This window comes from Streptomyces sp. URMC 127 (assembly GCF_051386535.1).
Taxonomy (GTDB): domain Bacteria; phylum Actinomycetota; class Actinomycetes; order Streptomycetales; family Streptomycetaceae; genus Streptomyces.
In genome coordinates this window covers 14,608-28,330 of record NZ_JBPQTW010000074.1, presented here as the reverse complement: position 1 = coordinate 28,330, position 13,723 = coordinate 14,608, and the positions used below count along the sequence as shown (strand labels likewise).

At 71.9% G+C, this 13,723-nt stretch carries 15 protein-coding genes; 4 read left to right on the top strand and 11 right to left on the bottom strand.

All coding sequences use genetic code 11. The annotated features are described in order from the left end of the window. Positions 1-443 precede the first annotated feature (443 nt). The 3 genes from ACSNOH_RS17290 to ACSNOH_RS17280 all read right to left on the bottom strand — a co-directional run bounded on the left by ACSNOH_RS17290 (position 444) and on the right by ACSNOH_RS17280 (position 2,998). Positions 444-1,088, bottom strand: coding sequence for an HAD family hydrolase (locus ACSNOH_RS17290; protein WP_436722242.1), 645 nt, complete (start codon positions 1,086-1,088; stop codon positions 444-446). Positions 1,089-1,240: 152 nt separating this feature from the next. Continuing rightward, positions 1,241-1,678, bottom strand: coding sequence for a GlcG/HbpS family heme-binding protein (locus ACSNOH_RS17285; RefSeq protein ID WP_436722241.1), 438 nt, complete (start codon positions 1,676-1,678; stop codon positions 1,241-1,243). Positions 1,679-1,765: 87 nt separating this feature from the next. Next, on the bottom strand, positions 1,766-2,998 hold the full coding sequence (locus ACSNOH_RS17280) for an MFS transporter (RefSeq protein ID WP_436722240.1): 1,233 nt from the start codon (positions 2,996-2,998) through the stop codon (positions 1,766-1,768). Positions 2,999-3,232: 234 nt separating this feature from the next. Here ACSNOH_RS17280 and ACSNOH_RS17275 point away from each other — a divergent pair, with 234 nt between their 5' ends. After that, a complete protein-coding gene (locus ACSNOH_RS17275; RefSeq protein WP_436722239.1) occupies positions 3,233-3,694 on the top strand; it encodes a MarR family winged helix-turn-helix transcriptional regulator in 462 nt (153 codons plus the stop codon). 102 nt (positions 3,695-3,796) lie between these two features. Here the strand turns inward: ACSNOH_RS17275 and ACSNOH_RS17270 are convergent, their stop codons facing one another. The 3 genes from ACSNOH_RS17270 to ACSNOH_RS17260 all read right to left on the bottom strand — a co-directional run bounded on the left by ACSNOH_RS17270 (position 3,797) and on the right by ACSNOH_RS17260 (position 7,485). Continuing rightward, positions 3,797-4,543, bottom strand: a complete 747-nt coding sequence (locus tag ACSNOH_RS17270) for a TetR/AcrR family transcriptional regulator (protein WP_436722238.1) — start codon at positions 4,541-4,543, stop codon at positions 3,797-3,799. A gap of 205 nt (positions 4,544-4,748) precedes the next feature. Further along, positions 4,749-5,885: a pyridoxal-phosphate-dependent aminotransferase family protein gene (locus ACSNOH_RS17265; protein WP_436722237.1), complete on the bottom strand. Its 1,137-nt coding sequence runs from the start codon at positions 5,883-5,885 to the stop codon at positions 4,749-4,751. A 130-nt stretch (positions 5,886-6,015) separates the two neighbouring features. Next, positions 6,016-7,485: a serine hydrolase domain-containing protein gene (locus tag ACSNOH_RS17260; RefSeq protein WP_436722236.1), complete on the bottom strand. Its 1,470-nt coding sequence runs from the start codon at positions 7,483-7,485 to the stop codon at positions 6,016-6,018. Between the two features lie 74 nt (positions 7,486-7,559). Here ACSNOH_RS17260 and ACSNOH_RS17255 point away from each other — a divergent pair, with 74 nt between their 5' ends. Then, positions 7,560-7,997, top strand: coding sequence for a MerR family transcriptional regulator (locus ACSNOH_RS17255; protein WP_436722244.1), 438 nt, complete (start codon positions 7,560-7,562; stop codon positions 7,995-7,997). 68 nt (positions 7,998-8,065) lie between these two features. Then, complete coding sequence (gene trxA, locus ACSNOH_RS17250) at positions 8,066-8,416, top strand: thioredoxin (protein ID WP_436722243.1); 351 nt, start codon at positions 8,066-8,068, stop codon at positions 8,414-8,416. 39 nt (positions 8,417-8,455) lie between these two features. On the opposite strand, the gene dnaB is transcribed toward trxA, so the two are convergent. Continuing rightward, on the bottom strand, positions 8,456-9,958 hold the full coding sequence (gene dnaB, locus ACSNOH_RS17245) for a replicative DNA helicase (protein ID WP_436722235.1): 1,503 nt from the start codon (positions 9,956-9,958) through the stop codon (positions 8,456-8,458). A gap of 482 nt (positions 9,959-10,440) precedes the next feature. On the opposite strand from dnaB, the gene ACSNOH_RS17240 reads away from it, so the two are divergent. After that, a complete protein-coding gene (locus ACSNOH_RS17240; protein ID WP_436722234.1) occupies positions 10,441-11,778 on the top strand; it encodes an MATE family efflux transporter in 1,338 nt (445 codons plus the stop codon). 121 nt (positions 11,779-11,899) lie between these two features. Here ACSNOH_RS17240 and rplI read toward each other — a convergent pair whose 3' ends face one another. From rplI to rpsF, 4 genes are all read right to left on the bottom strand, one after another. Then, positions 11,900-12,346, bottom strand: a complete 447-nt coding sequence (gene rplI / locus ACSNOH_RS17235) for a 50S ribosomal protein L9 (RefSeq protein WP_436722233.1) — start codon at positions 12,344-12,346, stop codon at positions 11,900-11,902. An 18-nt stretch (positions 12,347-12,364) separates the two neighbouring features. Then, positions 12,365-12,601 (bottom strand): 30S ribosomal protein S18, encoded by a 237-nt coding sequence (rpsR, locus tag ACSNOH_RS17230; protein WP_004950692.1) that lies wholly within the window; start codon positions 12,599-12,601, stop codon positions 12,365-12,367. Positions 12,602-12,645: 44 nt separating this feature from the next. Continuing rightward, positions 12,646-13,218, bottom strand: coding sequence for a single-stranded DNA-binding protein (locus ACSNOH_RS17225; protein ID WP_436722232.1), 573 nt, complete (start codon positions 13,216-13,218; stop codon positions 12,646-12,648). A gap of 81 nt (positions 13,219-13,299) precedes the next feature. Further along, the gene (gene rpsF, locus ACSNOH_RS17220; RefSeq protein ID WP_049719052.1) at positions 13,300-13,590 is read right to left on the bottom strand and encodes a 30S ribosomal protein S6; all 291 of its coding nucleotides are present in this window, start codon (positions 13,588-13,590) and stop codon (positions 13,300-13,302) included. Between the last annotated feature and the right edge of the window lie 133 nt (positions 13,591-13,723).

The following is a 13,723-nucleotide window of genomic DNA, read 5'->3' as shown; positions in this document are numbered from 1 at the left end:
GAGGGGGAAGAAGGGGCCGGTGCCGGCGGCTTCAAGGACCGCACCGCCACCCACTTGCCCGGCCGTAACGCGGGCCGTGCGGCTTCCGCTGCTCCCTGTTCCGGCGGCCGGCCGTCCTCCCCCGGCCCGCCGTGCCCGTCCGGGGCGGGCGTTGCCGCTGCGTCCGGTGACAGGGGCGGGGTGAACCAGCCCCGGTCACTCGCTCTGCCGTGCGCGCCGCCACCGTCGGCCGACCTGGCCGGAGCGTCGTTCATCGTCTCGCCTCGAACATGTCTCGGTCCGTCCTCGCACTTCCGTCCCAGCCGGAAAGTGTTCGCAATTCCCCGCTCTGCTCATGGGTCTGCGTTCAGGCTGGGCAGCATGCCACCTTCCGCGCGGCCCCGGCGCGATTCGCGCGAAGTACGAGTGGCACGGCCCCCGTTGAGGCTAGGATCGGCCGCCCGCTATCCCTGCGAGATCCCCCGGGAGCCGACGAGTTCGTAGGCTTCCCTGAGGTCCCGGCCCGCGTATGCGTGGACGGCGATGTCGCGTACGTGGTGGTCCGCGTTCACGGCCACGGAGACCGGGACCACGGAGAACAGCTGGGCGTCCGACATCGAGTCCCCGTAGGCCACGCAGTCGTCGCGGGTCAGGCCGAATTCCGCGCAGAGGGCGTCGGCAATGCTGACCTTCGCCCCGGCATCGAGGATCCCCGCCGGGTCCACCGGGTCCCGGAAGGGCACCGAGGGCCAGAGCGAACCGTGGGCGGCATCCGCGCCCCAGGTCAGCAGGCGCTCCACGAAGAAACCGGGGGACAGCGAGATCACGGCGCACCGCTCGCCGCGGGCTCGGATCTCCGCCCACACGTCGCGGATCCCGGCCATCCAGGGCGCGCCGTCGAAAGCCGCGCTGACGTGTTCCTCGGTGAGGTCCCGCCACAGGTCGCAGGCGAGTTCGGCGAATCGCGGCGGGTCGAGCTCGCGGGCCGCGAAGGCCCTTTCCAGTTCGGCGATCTCACGCTCGACCCCGAGCTGCCGGGATATCTCGATCGCCGCCGCGGACCCGTGCATCAGGGTCCCGTCCATGTCGAACAAATGCAGTCTGCTCACCGGCCCGAGCGTAGGCGGCCCGGCACCGGAGGACACGCGAATAGTGCGTGGGCCCGGTGCCGGGCCGGTGCGTACAGCACTCGTTGCGCGTACGGCACTCGTTGCGCGTACGGCGCCCGCTTATGCGTACGGCGCTTGCCCGGAGGCCGGCGTCAGCCGCCCAGCACGTTCTTTATCGCGGCCAGGGCGATGCCGTGGTCCTGCTCCGGAGCTCCGCCGCCCACACCGATCGCGCCGACGAGCCGGCCGTCACGGTGCAGGGGCACTCCCCCGGCGATGAAGAGCAGCGGGCGGTCCAGGGCCGTCGGCAGGGTGTGGAAGAGCCCGTCGGGCCGGACGGCGTCGACCAGGTCGGCCGTCGGGGCGTCCAGCTGCAGCGCGGTGAACGCCTTGCGCGTGCTGGTCTCCCCCGCGATCAGCACGGCCCGGTCGTCCCGGCGGAAGGACAGCAGGTGGCCGCCCGCGTCGAGGACGGTGACGGCGATCCGCACGCCCTGCTCGTCCGCGGCCCGGCGGGCGGCGGCGACGAGCGCGTCGGCCTCGTCCGTGGCGAGGGGGAGGACAGGGGTGGCGGTGGCGGACGTGGTCATCAGGTTCTCCTAGTGGTGCAGTGATGCGTGGTGCAGTAGTGCGTAATGCGTGGTGCGTGGCTCTGTTTCAAGGCGCCCGTACGGCGTTTACGAGTACTGCCGTTCCGGCGCGGACTCCTGCCGCGCCACGATGCGGCCGGCCCGCGCGCCCGCCGCGCCCGACGCCTCCCGCGCCCCCGTGCGGCGCTCCAGCGCCAGGGAGAGGAGGGCCAGGAGGAGCGCGGAAGCGGCCATGGCCGCGCCGACCCAGTTCGGCGCCGTGTAGCCGAAGCCGGCGGAGATCACGAGGCCGCCGAGCCAGGCGGCGATCGCGTTGCCGAGGTTGAAGGCGCCGATGTTGGCGGCGGAGGCGAGGGTGGGCGCCTCCGCGGCCTGGTCCAGGACGCGCTTCTGCAGCGGCGGGACCGTCGCGAAGCCCATCGCCCCGATCAGCGGGACGGCGATCGCGGTGGCGATCTTGTTGTGGGTGGCGAGCGGCAGCAGCGCGAGGACGATCGCCAGGCCCGCGAGGGCGGTGAGCAGCATGGGCATCAGCGCGCGGTCGGCGTACCGGCCGCCGATGAGGTTGCCGGCCACCATGCCCACGCCGAAGAGGACGAGGAGCCAGGTGACGGAGGACGAGGCGAAGCCCGCGGCTTCGGTCATCATCGGCGTGAAGTAGGTGGTCATGGTGAAGACGCCACCGAAGCCGAGGACGGTCATCGCCATCGCGAGCAGGACCTGGGGGTTGCGGAAGGCGGCCAGTTCGCCGCCGACGGCAGCCCGTTCGGGGCGGGGCTGGCGCGGGACGAGCGCGGCGATGCCGAGGACGGCGAGCACGCCCAGCCCGGCGATGAGGAAGAACGTGGTCCGCCAGCCGACGCTCTGGCCGACCATCGTGCCCATCGGGACGCCCACCACGTTGGCCACGGTCAGCCCCGTGAACATCATCGAGATCGCGGCCGCCTTCTTCTGCGGGGCGACGAGCCCGGCGGCGACGATCGCGCCGATGCCGAAGAACGCGCCGTGCGCGAACGAGGCGACCACGCGCCCGGCCAGCATCACCGCGAAGACGGGGGCGGCGGCGGAGAGGGCGTTGCCGGCGACGAACAGGCCCATCAGGGCCATGAGCATTGCCTTGCGCGGCACCCGGCCGCCCAGGATCGCCAGGATCGGGGCCCCGATCAGGACACCGAGCGCGTAGCCGGTCGTCAGGTAGCCGGCGGTCGGGATGGAGACGCCGAAGTCGTCGGCGATCTCCGGCAGCAGGCCCGAGATGACGAATTCGGTGGTGCCGATACCGAAGGCGCCGATGGCCAGCGCCAGCAGTGCGAGGGGCATGACAGGGGTCCTTCAGAGAGGGGTGGGGGAGACCGGGCCCCGCGGAGGGGACCGGGGCGGTCTCGCTACGGCCGACTCGTCGCGATCGACTTGTTGCGATCACTTTCGTTGCTATCGACCCTTACCGGCGTAGACAATAATTGCCTACGCCGATACTTGCAAGCGCGGGCTATTGCGAGTGGGGATATCCTGGTCGGTGACGACACGCGTGTGCGGTCAGAAGGAGGGCCATCCATGTCCCGCACCCCGGACCCCGCTCTGCTCGGCCTGGCGCAGGGCTGGTGCGCGCTGTCCGCCCTGCACGGCCGGATCGAGGCGCACATCGAGCGGGCGCTGCAGGCCGCGCACGGCCTGAGCGTGCGCGAGTTCTCCGTGCTCGACGTGCTCAGCAGGCAGCACAGCGGCGAAGGCGGCCACCTGCGCATGAACGAGGTCGCCGAGGCCGTCGTGCTCAGCCAGAGCGCGACGACGCGCCTGGTCAACCGCCTGGAGGACCGCGGCCTGCTGACCCGCTACCTCTGCCTCACCGACCGTCGCGGCATCTACACCGATGTGACGGAGGCGGGCCTCGCCCTTCTCGAACAGGCCCGGCCGACGAACGACACCGCGCTGCGCGAGGCCCTCGACGAGGCCTCCAAGCGCGCGGAGCTGGCTCCGCTGGTCACGGCCGTGGAGTCCCTCGCCCCCACCGCGTAACTCCCACCGCGGAAATCCCCTCCACGGAAATCTCGCCGCGGAAATCCCCGCCGCCCACTGCCGCGCCGGGAAACCGCGCCCGGCCGACCGCCCGCCCGAGGCCTACGAGCGGGCCCTGGCCCGCTCCCGGTGCGCCTTCTGCCGGCAGGCCGCGCCGCAGTACCGCGCGGGCCGCCCCGTACGCGCCGGGGCCACCGCAGCTCCGCACACTCCGCACTGCGTTTCGTTACGCCCGACCGGCGGATTCGCGGGCAGTTTCGTTACACGACGGCCCGGACGGAGACTGTCGCACGCCAGCGCCGTCATCCTCCCCTGCACCACGCCCGGGCCGCGCCGCTGCTCCATCGACAGGCAGCCCATGAGCAGGGCCATCAGGTCGTCGATGGTCACGTCCTTCCGTACGGCACCGGCCTGTTGGGCCCGCTGGAGCAGGACGGCGAGGGCCTCCCGGAACGCCGTCTCGACGCCCGGCGAGGGCTCGAAGCGGCCCTCCAGGGCGTCGCACAGCGCCTTGTTGCGTACGGTCAGCCGTATGACCGCTGAAAGGTAGCGGTAGAAGACCGCGCCGGCGTCCCCGGCATGAGCCAACTCCCGTGCGGTCTCCGTGAAAAGCGTGATCCGGTCGCTGACCGCAGCCCTGAACAGGGCTTCTTTGGAAGGGAAATGACGGTAGACCGTCCCCGTTCCGACGCCGGCGCGGCGCGCGATCTCGCCGAGCGGCACCCCCAACCCGGCCTCCTCGAAGGCTGATCGGGCTGCCTGGAGGACCAGCGCGCGGTTGCGCCGGGCGTCCGCGCGCAGGGATGCGGAGGCCTGCGCGGACGGCGAAGAAGACCTGCGCTCAGCCATGCGGGGTGCCTCCGGCGGCCGGGAAACGAAACGGGTTGCCGGTTCCGATTCTATCCGGGCGTGTGAACGAGGAGCCCGACACGCCATACCGGGGCAAACCAGTAAGAAAAAGAGATAGAGGAAGAAGAACGGACGGGAAAGAAAAGGGCCGCCGCCGGTGCTCCACGCACCAGCGGCGGCCCTGGGGCACGCCGGAGAACCGGGGTCAGCCGGGGATCACCGCGTCCCACGCCTTCCCCGCGGCGGTCAGGGCCGCCTCCGCGTCCGCGACCGGCACGCCCAGCGCGCGCAGCCCCTCCCCGAGCGCCGCCAGCGAGGCCAGGACGACCTCGCGGTCCGCGTCGAGGCCGTAGTGGTTGACGCGGATCATCTCCTTGGCGAGCGGCCCTGCCGCCGCCTGGACGGGCACGGAGGCATCGGCGGCCAGGGCCGCGGCCACCACATCGCGGGCGTCCTTGCCGTCGGGGGCGCGCAGGGTGGTGGCGACCGGGGCGGCGTCCTCATCCCGGACGACGTACGGGGACAGGCCGCCGAGGGCGCGGACGCCGGCGCGTGTGGCGGCCGCGGCGGCGCGGTGGCGGGCCATGACGGCCTCCAGGCCGTCCTCCTCGATGCGGTCGACGGCCTGCTCCAGGGCCAGCATCTCCAGCTGCGCGGGGGCGTGGGGCAGGGCGGTGCGGCCGCCGTCGATCCAGCGCTCCTTCCAGTCCAGCAGGGAGAGGTAGGAGCGGCGCGGCGCCTGCTCGTTGGCGGCGATGCGCTCCCAGGCGCGGGCGCTGACCGAGACGACGGACACGCCGGCCGGGCCCGCCATGGCCTTCTGCCCGCCGATGACGCACAGGTCGACGCCCCACTCGTCGGTGAGGAGCGGCTCGGCGCCGACGGACGCGACCGCGTCCAGCATGAGCAGGGCGCCATGGGCCCGCACGACCTCGCCGATCGCGGCCACGGGGTTGGTGTTGCCCGTGGCGGCCTCGGCGTGCACCAGGCTGACGAAGTCGATCTCCGGGTGGGCGCGCAGCGCCTCCGCGACCTGCTCGGCGCCGACCGCGCCGCTGAACGGCGCCGAGATCGTGATCACCTCGGCGCCGCAGGAACGCAGCCAGCCGCCGAACGTCTCGCCGTAGGGGCCGGTGATGATGTTGAGCGCGGTGCTGCCGGGCCGGACGGCCGAGCGGATCGCGGCCTCCAGCGGCAGCAGTGCCTCTCCCTGCATCGTGACGACCGTCTCGCGCGTGCGCATCAGCGACGCGATCTTGTCCTCGATGCGCGCGAAGTGACCGGCGCCCAGGGGCGCGAGGTCGAGCAGGTCCGGTGCGTCCGGTGCGGGGTTCGCAGTCACGGTGCCAGTGCCTTCCGGGTGTCGCGCCGGGTGTCCGGCGCCCGCCAATCTCCCCCTGACCCTACGTCCGTACCCGCTGCCGCGCCGACCATCATCCACAGGGCCGGAGGGATTATCAGACCGGTACTGGTCATCGGACCGGCGCTGTCTCCTCCGGCGCCCCGCGGCCTTCGTCCCCGGCCCCCGCCGTCCGCCAGCCCGCCGCGTCCACGCCTCCCGGCACCGGCGCCGCCGCCTCGTACGGTTCACGGGTGAAGACGAACGTGCCGAGGTCGAGGTGTGTCACCCGGTCCCCTGCCGTACTACGTACGGCCGTCAGCGTCTCCCCCGCGTAGTAGCCGTCGAGCCCCGTCCACGTGCCGTCCGCCTCCGGGCGGAAGCGCGCCGCACGCCCGCCCGTACCGAGGGGCGTGAGCTCCAGGGCTCCGCCCTCCTGCAGCCGCAGGGCGAACGGTTCCGCACCCCAGTACCAGGGGCCGGTCAGCTCCAGGTGTTCCTCCTTGACCTCGGTGAGGGGGCGCCAGGGCGCGGGGATGCGCGGTTCGAGGTCGGCGACCGTCGTCAGCAGATCGGCCGCGACGGCGCCGGCCTCGAAGCAGGAGGTGCGGTTGGCGAGCGCCACGCCCGCCAGCCCGTCCTGCGGGCTCGCCAGCAGCATCGCCACGAAGCCCGGCATGGTGCCCATGTGCCCCACGAGCGTGCGGCCGTTGCGCTGCATCACCTGCAGGCCGAGCCCGTATCCGGTGGTCCAGCCCTGGTCCTTCGGGCCGCCCTCCGGAGCGCGCATCTCGGCGAGCGTCCGCGCGGCGAGCACCCTGTCGTCCCCGTTCAGCAGGAAGGCCGCGAAGCGGCACAGGTCCGCTGCCGTGGACCAGAGCTGACCCGCCGGGGCCATCCGGCCGGTGTCCGCGGCGGGCTCCGCGAGGAGCACGTCCGCCCAGGGGTGTACGGCCCAGCCGCCGGCGTGGGGCGCGACGGGGGCGAGGGTCGTGCGGTCCATGCCGAGCGGTTCGAGCACCTCGCGGCGCAGCACGGCGTACCAGCTCTCGCCGCGGAGCCTTTCGACGAGCGCGCCGAGCAGGGCGAACCCGGGGTTGGAGTAGTGGTGCAGCCGCCCGGGGGTGTGGAGCTGCGCGCGGTCTCCGAAGAGGTCGGCGAGCTCGGGGCGCAGGCTGCCGTCCGTGCGCTCCCACCAGGGCCCGCGCGCCTCCGCCGCGAGCCCCGCGGTGTGTGAGAGGAGCTGTGCGACGGTCGCGTCGCCGCCCTCGGGGGTGTCGAGATGGGCGCCGAGCCGGTCCTCAAGGCTCAGCAGTCCCTCGTCCCGCAGCCGCATCACCAGCACTGCGACAAAGGTCTTGGTGATCGAGCCGATGCGGTACTGGACGTCCTCGGCCCGTACGCCGCCGTCCGCCCCGGCCGTTGCCGCCGTCCCGCCGGGGAAATCGCCGCGGCCCGCGCTCCACACCAGCCGCCCGTCCCGCATCACCGCCCCCACCATCGACGGCGCACGCCCCTCGGACTGGCCGGTGGCGAGGCGGTGGAGGAGCGCCCGGCGCGTGGCCGGCAGCAACGGGGCATCTTCGTAGGGCTCGTCGATCATGACCGCACCCTAACCACAGCCCCGCCGTCCCGGGCCTGGCCTTGACGCCGACGTGAAGGTTTACGGTCATGGCCATGCGCATCGGGGAACTGGCCCGGCGGGCGGGCACCACCACCCGCACCCTGCGGCACTACGAGGAGCTCGGGCTCCTGACGGCCCGCCGCACCGGAAACGGCTACCGCACCTACGACGACGACGATCTGCGGCTGCTCCAGCAGATCCGCACGCTGCAGGACTTCGGCTTCGGGCTGGAGGAGACCCGCCCGTTCGTGGACTGCCTGCGCGCCGGGCACCCGGCCGGCGACGCCTGCCCGGCCTCCCTGGACGTCTACCGCCGCAAGCTCGCCGAGCTGGACGAGTGCATCGCCGATCTGCAGCGGATCCGGGCCGAAGTGGGCGCCCAGCTCGCCCGCGCCGAGCTGGAGGCCGCGGCCGACGTCCCCGGCGGCCCGCCGCCGCTCTGCGCCTTCGCCCCGCCGCTCGAACACGAAAGGGAATCCGGCACGCCATGACCACTGCCACCAACGCACCGGCCGCAGCCGCCGTGACCGCGACCGACGTCGCGACCGCAACCGGCGCCGTGACCGCGACCGACGTCGCAACCGCAACCGGCGCCGTGACCGTCACCGACGCCACCTTCGCCGCCGAGGTCCTTGACGAGCAGCTGCCCGTCCTCGTCGACTTCACCGCCTCGTGGTGCCCGCCCTGCCGCATGATCGAGCCCGTGCTCGCCGGCCTGGCGGCGGAGGAGGCGGGACGCCTCAAGATCGTCCGGCTGGACGTGGACGCCAACCCGCAGACACAGGCCGCCTACGGGGTGCTGTCCATGCCGACGCTCATCCTCTTCCGCGGGGGCGAGCGCGTGACGACGCTCGTGGGCGCCCGCTCCAAGGCCCGCCTGCTCCGCGACCTCGCCGGCGCCCTGGACTGACCGGGCCCGCCGGCCGGGAAATCCGGCCGGTGACACCGGTCAGGTCTGCGCCATGTCCACGAAGCGCGAGTAGTGGCCCTGGAAGGCCACGGTGATCGTGGCCGTGGGGCCGTTACGGTGCTTGCCGACGATGATGTCCGCCTCGCCCGCGCGCGGCGACTCCTTCTCGTAGGCGTCCTCGCGGTGGAGCAGGATGACCATGTCCGCGTCCTGCTCGATGGAGCCGGACTCACGCAGGTCGGAGACCATCGGCTTCTTGTCGGTGCGCTGCTCCGGGCCACGGTTCAGCTGCGAGAGCGCGATGACGGGCAGCTCCAGCTCCTTGGCCAGCAGCTTGAGGTTACGGGACATGTCCGAGACCTCCTGCTGGCGGCTCTCGGCGCGCTTGGAGCCACCGGCCTGCATCAGCTGCAGGTAGTCGATGATGACCAGCTTGATGTCGCTGCGCTGCTTCAGGCGGCGGCATTTGGCGCGGATCTCCATCATCGACAGGTTCGGCGAGTCGTCGATGAAGAGGGGGGCCTGGGAGACGTCCGGCATGCGGCGCGCGAGCCGGGTCCAGTCCTCGTCCGTCATGGAGCCCGAGCGCATGTGGTGCAGGGCCACGCGGGCCTCCGCGGACAGCAGACGCATCGCGATCTCGTTGCGCCCCATTTCGAGCGAGAAGATCACGCTGGCCATGTTGTGCTTGATCGAGCAGGCCCGGGCGAAGTCCAGGGCCAGGGTCGACTTACCCATGGCGGGACGGGCCGCGATGACGATCATCTGGCCGGGGTGCAGGCCGTTGGTCAGGGCGTCGAGGTCGGTGAAGCCCGTCGGCACGCCGGTCATCTCGCCGCTGCGCGAGCCGATGGCCTCGATCTCGTCGAGCGCGCCCTCCATGATGTCGCCGAGGGGGAGGTAGTCCTCGCTGGTGCGCTGCTCGGTGACGGCGTAGACCTCGGCCTGGGCCTTGTTGACGATGTCGTCGACGTCGCCGTCGGCCGCGTATCCCATCTGGGTGATGCGGGTGCCGGCCTCGACCAGGCGGCGCAGGACGGCGCGCTCGTGGACGATCTCGGCGTAGTACTCGGCGTTGGCCGCGGTGGGCACCGTCTGCACCAGGGAGTGCAGGTACGGCGCGCCGCCGACGCGGGTGATCTCGCCGCGCTTGGTGAGCTCGGCGGCGACGGTGATCGGGTCGGCCGGCTCGCCCTTGGCGTAGAGGTCGAGGATGGCCTGGTAGATCGTCTCGTGCGCCGGGCGGTAGAAGTCGTGGCCCTTGAGGACCTCGACGACATCGGCGATGGCGTCCTTGGACAGGAGCATGCCGCCGAGGACGGACTGCTCGGCATCGAGGTCCTGCGGGGGGACGCGCTCGAAGCCGGCGGCCTCCGGCCGGCCCTGGCCGCCGTCGCCGCGGGACCAGGAGCCGTCCTCCGAGCCGCGGTCGTGGCGCTCGCCGCGGGGCGGGCCGTCGCCGCGGCGGGGGCGGGAGACGGGGAGCCGGTCGCCGGGACCCGCATCCGCCCAGGGGTCGTCCATGGGCTCGGGGATGCTCATCCCGCCACCTCCTCCCGTCCGCGAAGCGGACCTTGCCGTGCTGTTCTTTCTTACGGCACGGCTCTGACAAACAGGCCGCCCGACTCCGGTTCCGGCGCGTCGAGTTCGGAGCGGTCCCGCCGGGCCGGCCGGGGTCCGTCGGGGTCCCGGAACAGGCGGCGGCCGCCGGTACACGGTAGGCCCGCGGGCACCGTCAGCCAATCTGGTTATCCACAGGCCGTGTGGATGACGGGCCCCAACCTGTGGAGAACTCCGCGCATCCTGTGTACGGGGCGGGGGAAACCGCTGTGGACAAACCCGCAGCCCTTCCGTGCACACGCCTCTGACCTGCGGTTTCGCCATCCACCGGCTGTTGAGGAGAAAAACTTTCCCGCTCCGCCGGAGATCGCGACAAACGGCGCAGAGAAGATCGGCCGGAGCGCGCACTTGTAAGGGGTCCACGGCAGTTGCACCAATTACCTGTGGAAGATTAGATTGGGGATATGACCCAGGCTCCCGCGCGCGCGCCGCGCACCGCCCGCCGGCACGACCGCGAGATCCTCGCACTGGCCGTGCCCGCCTTCGGCGCCCTCGTCGCGGAGCCCCTCTTCGTCATGGCCGACAGCGCCGTCGTGGGCCACCTCGGCACGGCCGAGCTCGCCGGGCTCGGCATCGCCGCGGCCCTCCTCACCACCGCCGCCGGGATCTTCGTCTTCCTCGCCTACGCCACCACCGCCGCCGTCTCCCGGCGCGTGGGCGCGGGCGACCTCAAGGGCGCGATACGCCAGGGCATGGACGGCATATGGCTCGCCGCTCTCCTCGGCGCGCTCCTCGTGGCAGCCGTCCTGCCCGCCGCCCCCGCGGTCGTCGACCTCCTCGGCGCCTCCCCGACCGCCGCCCCGCACGCCACGACCTACCTGCGCATCAGCGCCTTCGGCATGCCGCCCATGCTGATCGTCCTCGCCGCCACCGGCGTCCTGCGCGGCCTGCAGGACACCCGTACGCCGCTCTACGTGGCCGTGGGCGGCTTCGCCCTCAACGCCGGCCTCAACGCCGGGCTCGTCTACGGCACGGGCCTCGGCATCGCCGGCTCCGCCTGGGGCACGGTCATCGCCCAGTGGGCCATGACCGCCGTCTACCTCTCCGTGGTCCTGCGGGGCGCCCGCCGCCACCACGCCTCCCTGCGGCCCGACGCCGCGGGCATCCGGGCCTGCGCCCGGGCAGGCGTCCCGCTGCTCGTCCGCACGCTCTCGCTGCGCGCCGTCCTCGTGATCGCCACAGCCGTCGCGGCCCGGCTGGGCGACACCCAGATCGCCGCGCACCAGATAGTCCTCAGCCTGTGGAGCCTGCTCGCCTTCGCCCTCGACGCCATCGCCATCGCCGGCCAGGCGATCATCGGGCGCTATCTGGGCGCCGGGGACGCGGAGGGGGCGCGGGCGGCCTGCCGGCGCATGGTGCAGTGGGGCGTCGTCTCCGGCGTGGTGCTGGGGGTGCTGGTGGTGGCCGCGCGGCCGCTGTTCATCCCGCTCTTCACCTCCGACGGCACCGTCCGGGACGCTCTGCTGCCGGCCCTGCTGGTGGTCGCCCTGTCCCAGCCGGTCGCGGGGGTGGTCTTCGTCCTGGACGGGGTGCTGATGGGGGCCGGTGACGGCACCTACCTGGCGTGGGCCATGGTCGTGGTGCTCGCCGCCTTCACCCCTGCCGCCCTGCTGGTCCCCGTCCTCGGGGGCGGTGTGACGGCCCTGTGGTGGGCGATGACGCTGATGATGACGGTCCGGATGGTGACCGTGTGGCTCCGCGCCCGGTCGGGCCGCTGGATCGTCACCGGCGCCACGCGCTGAGGAAACGTATCCCCACCCGTTTCCGGGCTGCCGGGAGCGCGGAAGCCCGGGAACGGCAGGAGGGCCGCACCCCCGCAGGGGTACGGCCCTCCTTCAGGCTCTACCGATCACCGGTGGGTGATCAGGCAGCGACGACCTCGATGCCGAGCTTGGCAACGACGTCGGCGTGCAGACGCACGGAGACCTGGTGGGCGCCCAGGGTCTTGATGGGCGAACCCACCTCGACGCGGCGCTTGTCGACGTCCGGGCCACCGGCAGCCTTGATCGCGGCAGCGATGTCGGCCTGGGTCACGGAGCCGAACAGGCGGCCGGCCTCGCCGGAGCGGGTGGCCAGGCGGACCTTGAGGCCCTCCAGCTGACCCTTGACCTCGTTGGCCTGCTCGATCGTGGCGATCTCGCGGATCTTGCGAGCGCGGCGGATCTGAGCGACGTCCTGCTCGCCACCCTTGGTCCAGCGGATCGCGAAACCGCGCGGGACCAGGTAGTTGCGGGCGTAGCCGTCCTTGACGTCGACGACGTCACCGGCGGTGCCGAGGCCGGAGACCTCGTGGGTGAGGATGATCTTCATTAGTCGGTCACCCTTCCCTTATCGCGCGGACGAGGTGTAGGGCAGCAGCGCCATCTCACGGCTGTTCTTCACGGCCGTGGCGACGTCACGCTGGTGCTGGGTGCAGTTGCCGGTCACGCGACGGGCACGGATCTTGCCGCGGTCGGAAATGAACTTCCGCAGCATGTTCGTGTCCTTGTAGTCCACGTAAGCGGTCTTGTCCTTGCAGAAAGCGCAGACCTTCTTCTTAGGCTTGCGCGGCGGGGGCTTCGCCATTGTCTCTCTCCTGTGTGATCAAGAAGTTTGTGTGCTGCTCGCCCTTAGAAGGGCGGCTCGTCCGAGTAGCCGCCGGAGTTGCCGGGGCCGCCGCCCCAGCCGCCTCCGCCGCCGCCCTGCTGGCCGCCGGACGGTGCGCTGGTGGCCCAGGGGTCGTCGGCGGGAGCGCCGCCGCCCTGCTGCTGACCGCCGGGGCCACCGCCCCAGCCGCCCTGCTGCTGGCCACCGCCGTAGCCACCCTGGCCACCGCGACCCGCGGTCTTGGTGACCTTCGCCGTGGCGTTCTTCAGGCTGGCGCCGACCTCTTCGACGTCGAGCTCGTAGACCGTGCGCTTGACGCCCTCGCGGTCCTCGTAGGACCGCTGCTTCAGACGGCCCTGCACGATGACGCGCATGCCGCGCTGGAGCGACTCGGCGACGTTCTCCGCCGCCTGCCGCCACACCGAGCACGTGAGGAAGAGGCTCTCGCCGTCCTTCCACTCGTTGGTCTGGCGGTCGAAGGTGCGGGGAGTGGACGCGACGCGGAACTTCGCGACCGCCGCACCGGACGGGGTGAAGCGCAGCTCGGGGTCGTCGACGAGATTGCCGACGACCGTGATGACGGTCTCGCCTGCCATGGATGAACCTCTCGGCGGGTGTGCTGCTGGCTGCTTGCTGCTCGTTGAGCTACAGCCCGATTACCTCTGAACCGCTGGGGTTCAGTGGGTCTCGGGACGGAGGACCTTGGTCCGGAGGACCGACTCGTTCAGGTTCATCTGGCGGTCGAGCTCCTTGACGACCTCAGGCGTGGCCTGCAGGTCGATGACCGAGTAGATGCCCTCGGGCTTCTTCTTGATCTCGTACGCGAGACGACGACGGCCCCAGGTGTCGACCTTCTCGACCTTTCCGTTGCCCTCACGGACGACGGAGAGGAAGTTCTCGATCAGCGGGGAGACAGCGCGCTCCTCGAGATCGGGGTCGAGGATGACCATCACCTCGTAGTGACGCATGTGGAACCCACCTCCTTTGGACTCAGCGGCCACGGTCGTTCCGTGGCAGGAGGGTCGTGATGCGTGAACAACGGTATCGGCAGACACTGACAATCAGCGGAAGTCCCTGGGTTGCCTCAGAGGACCGAAGCTG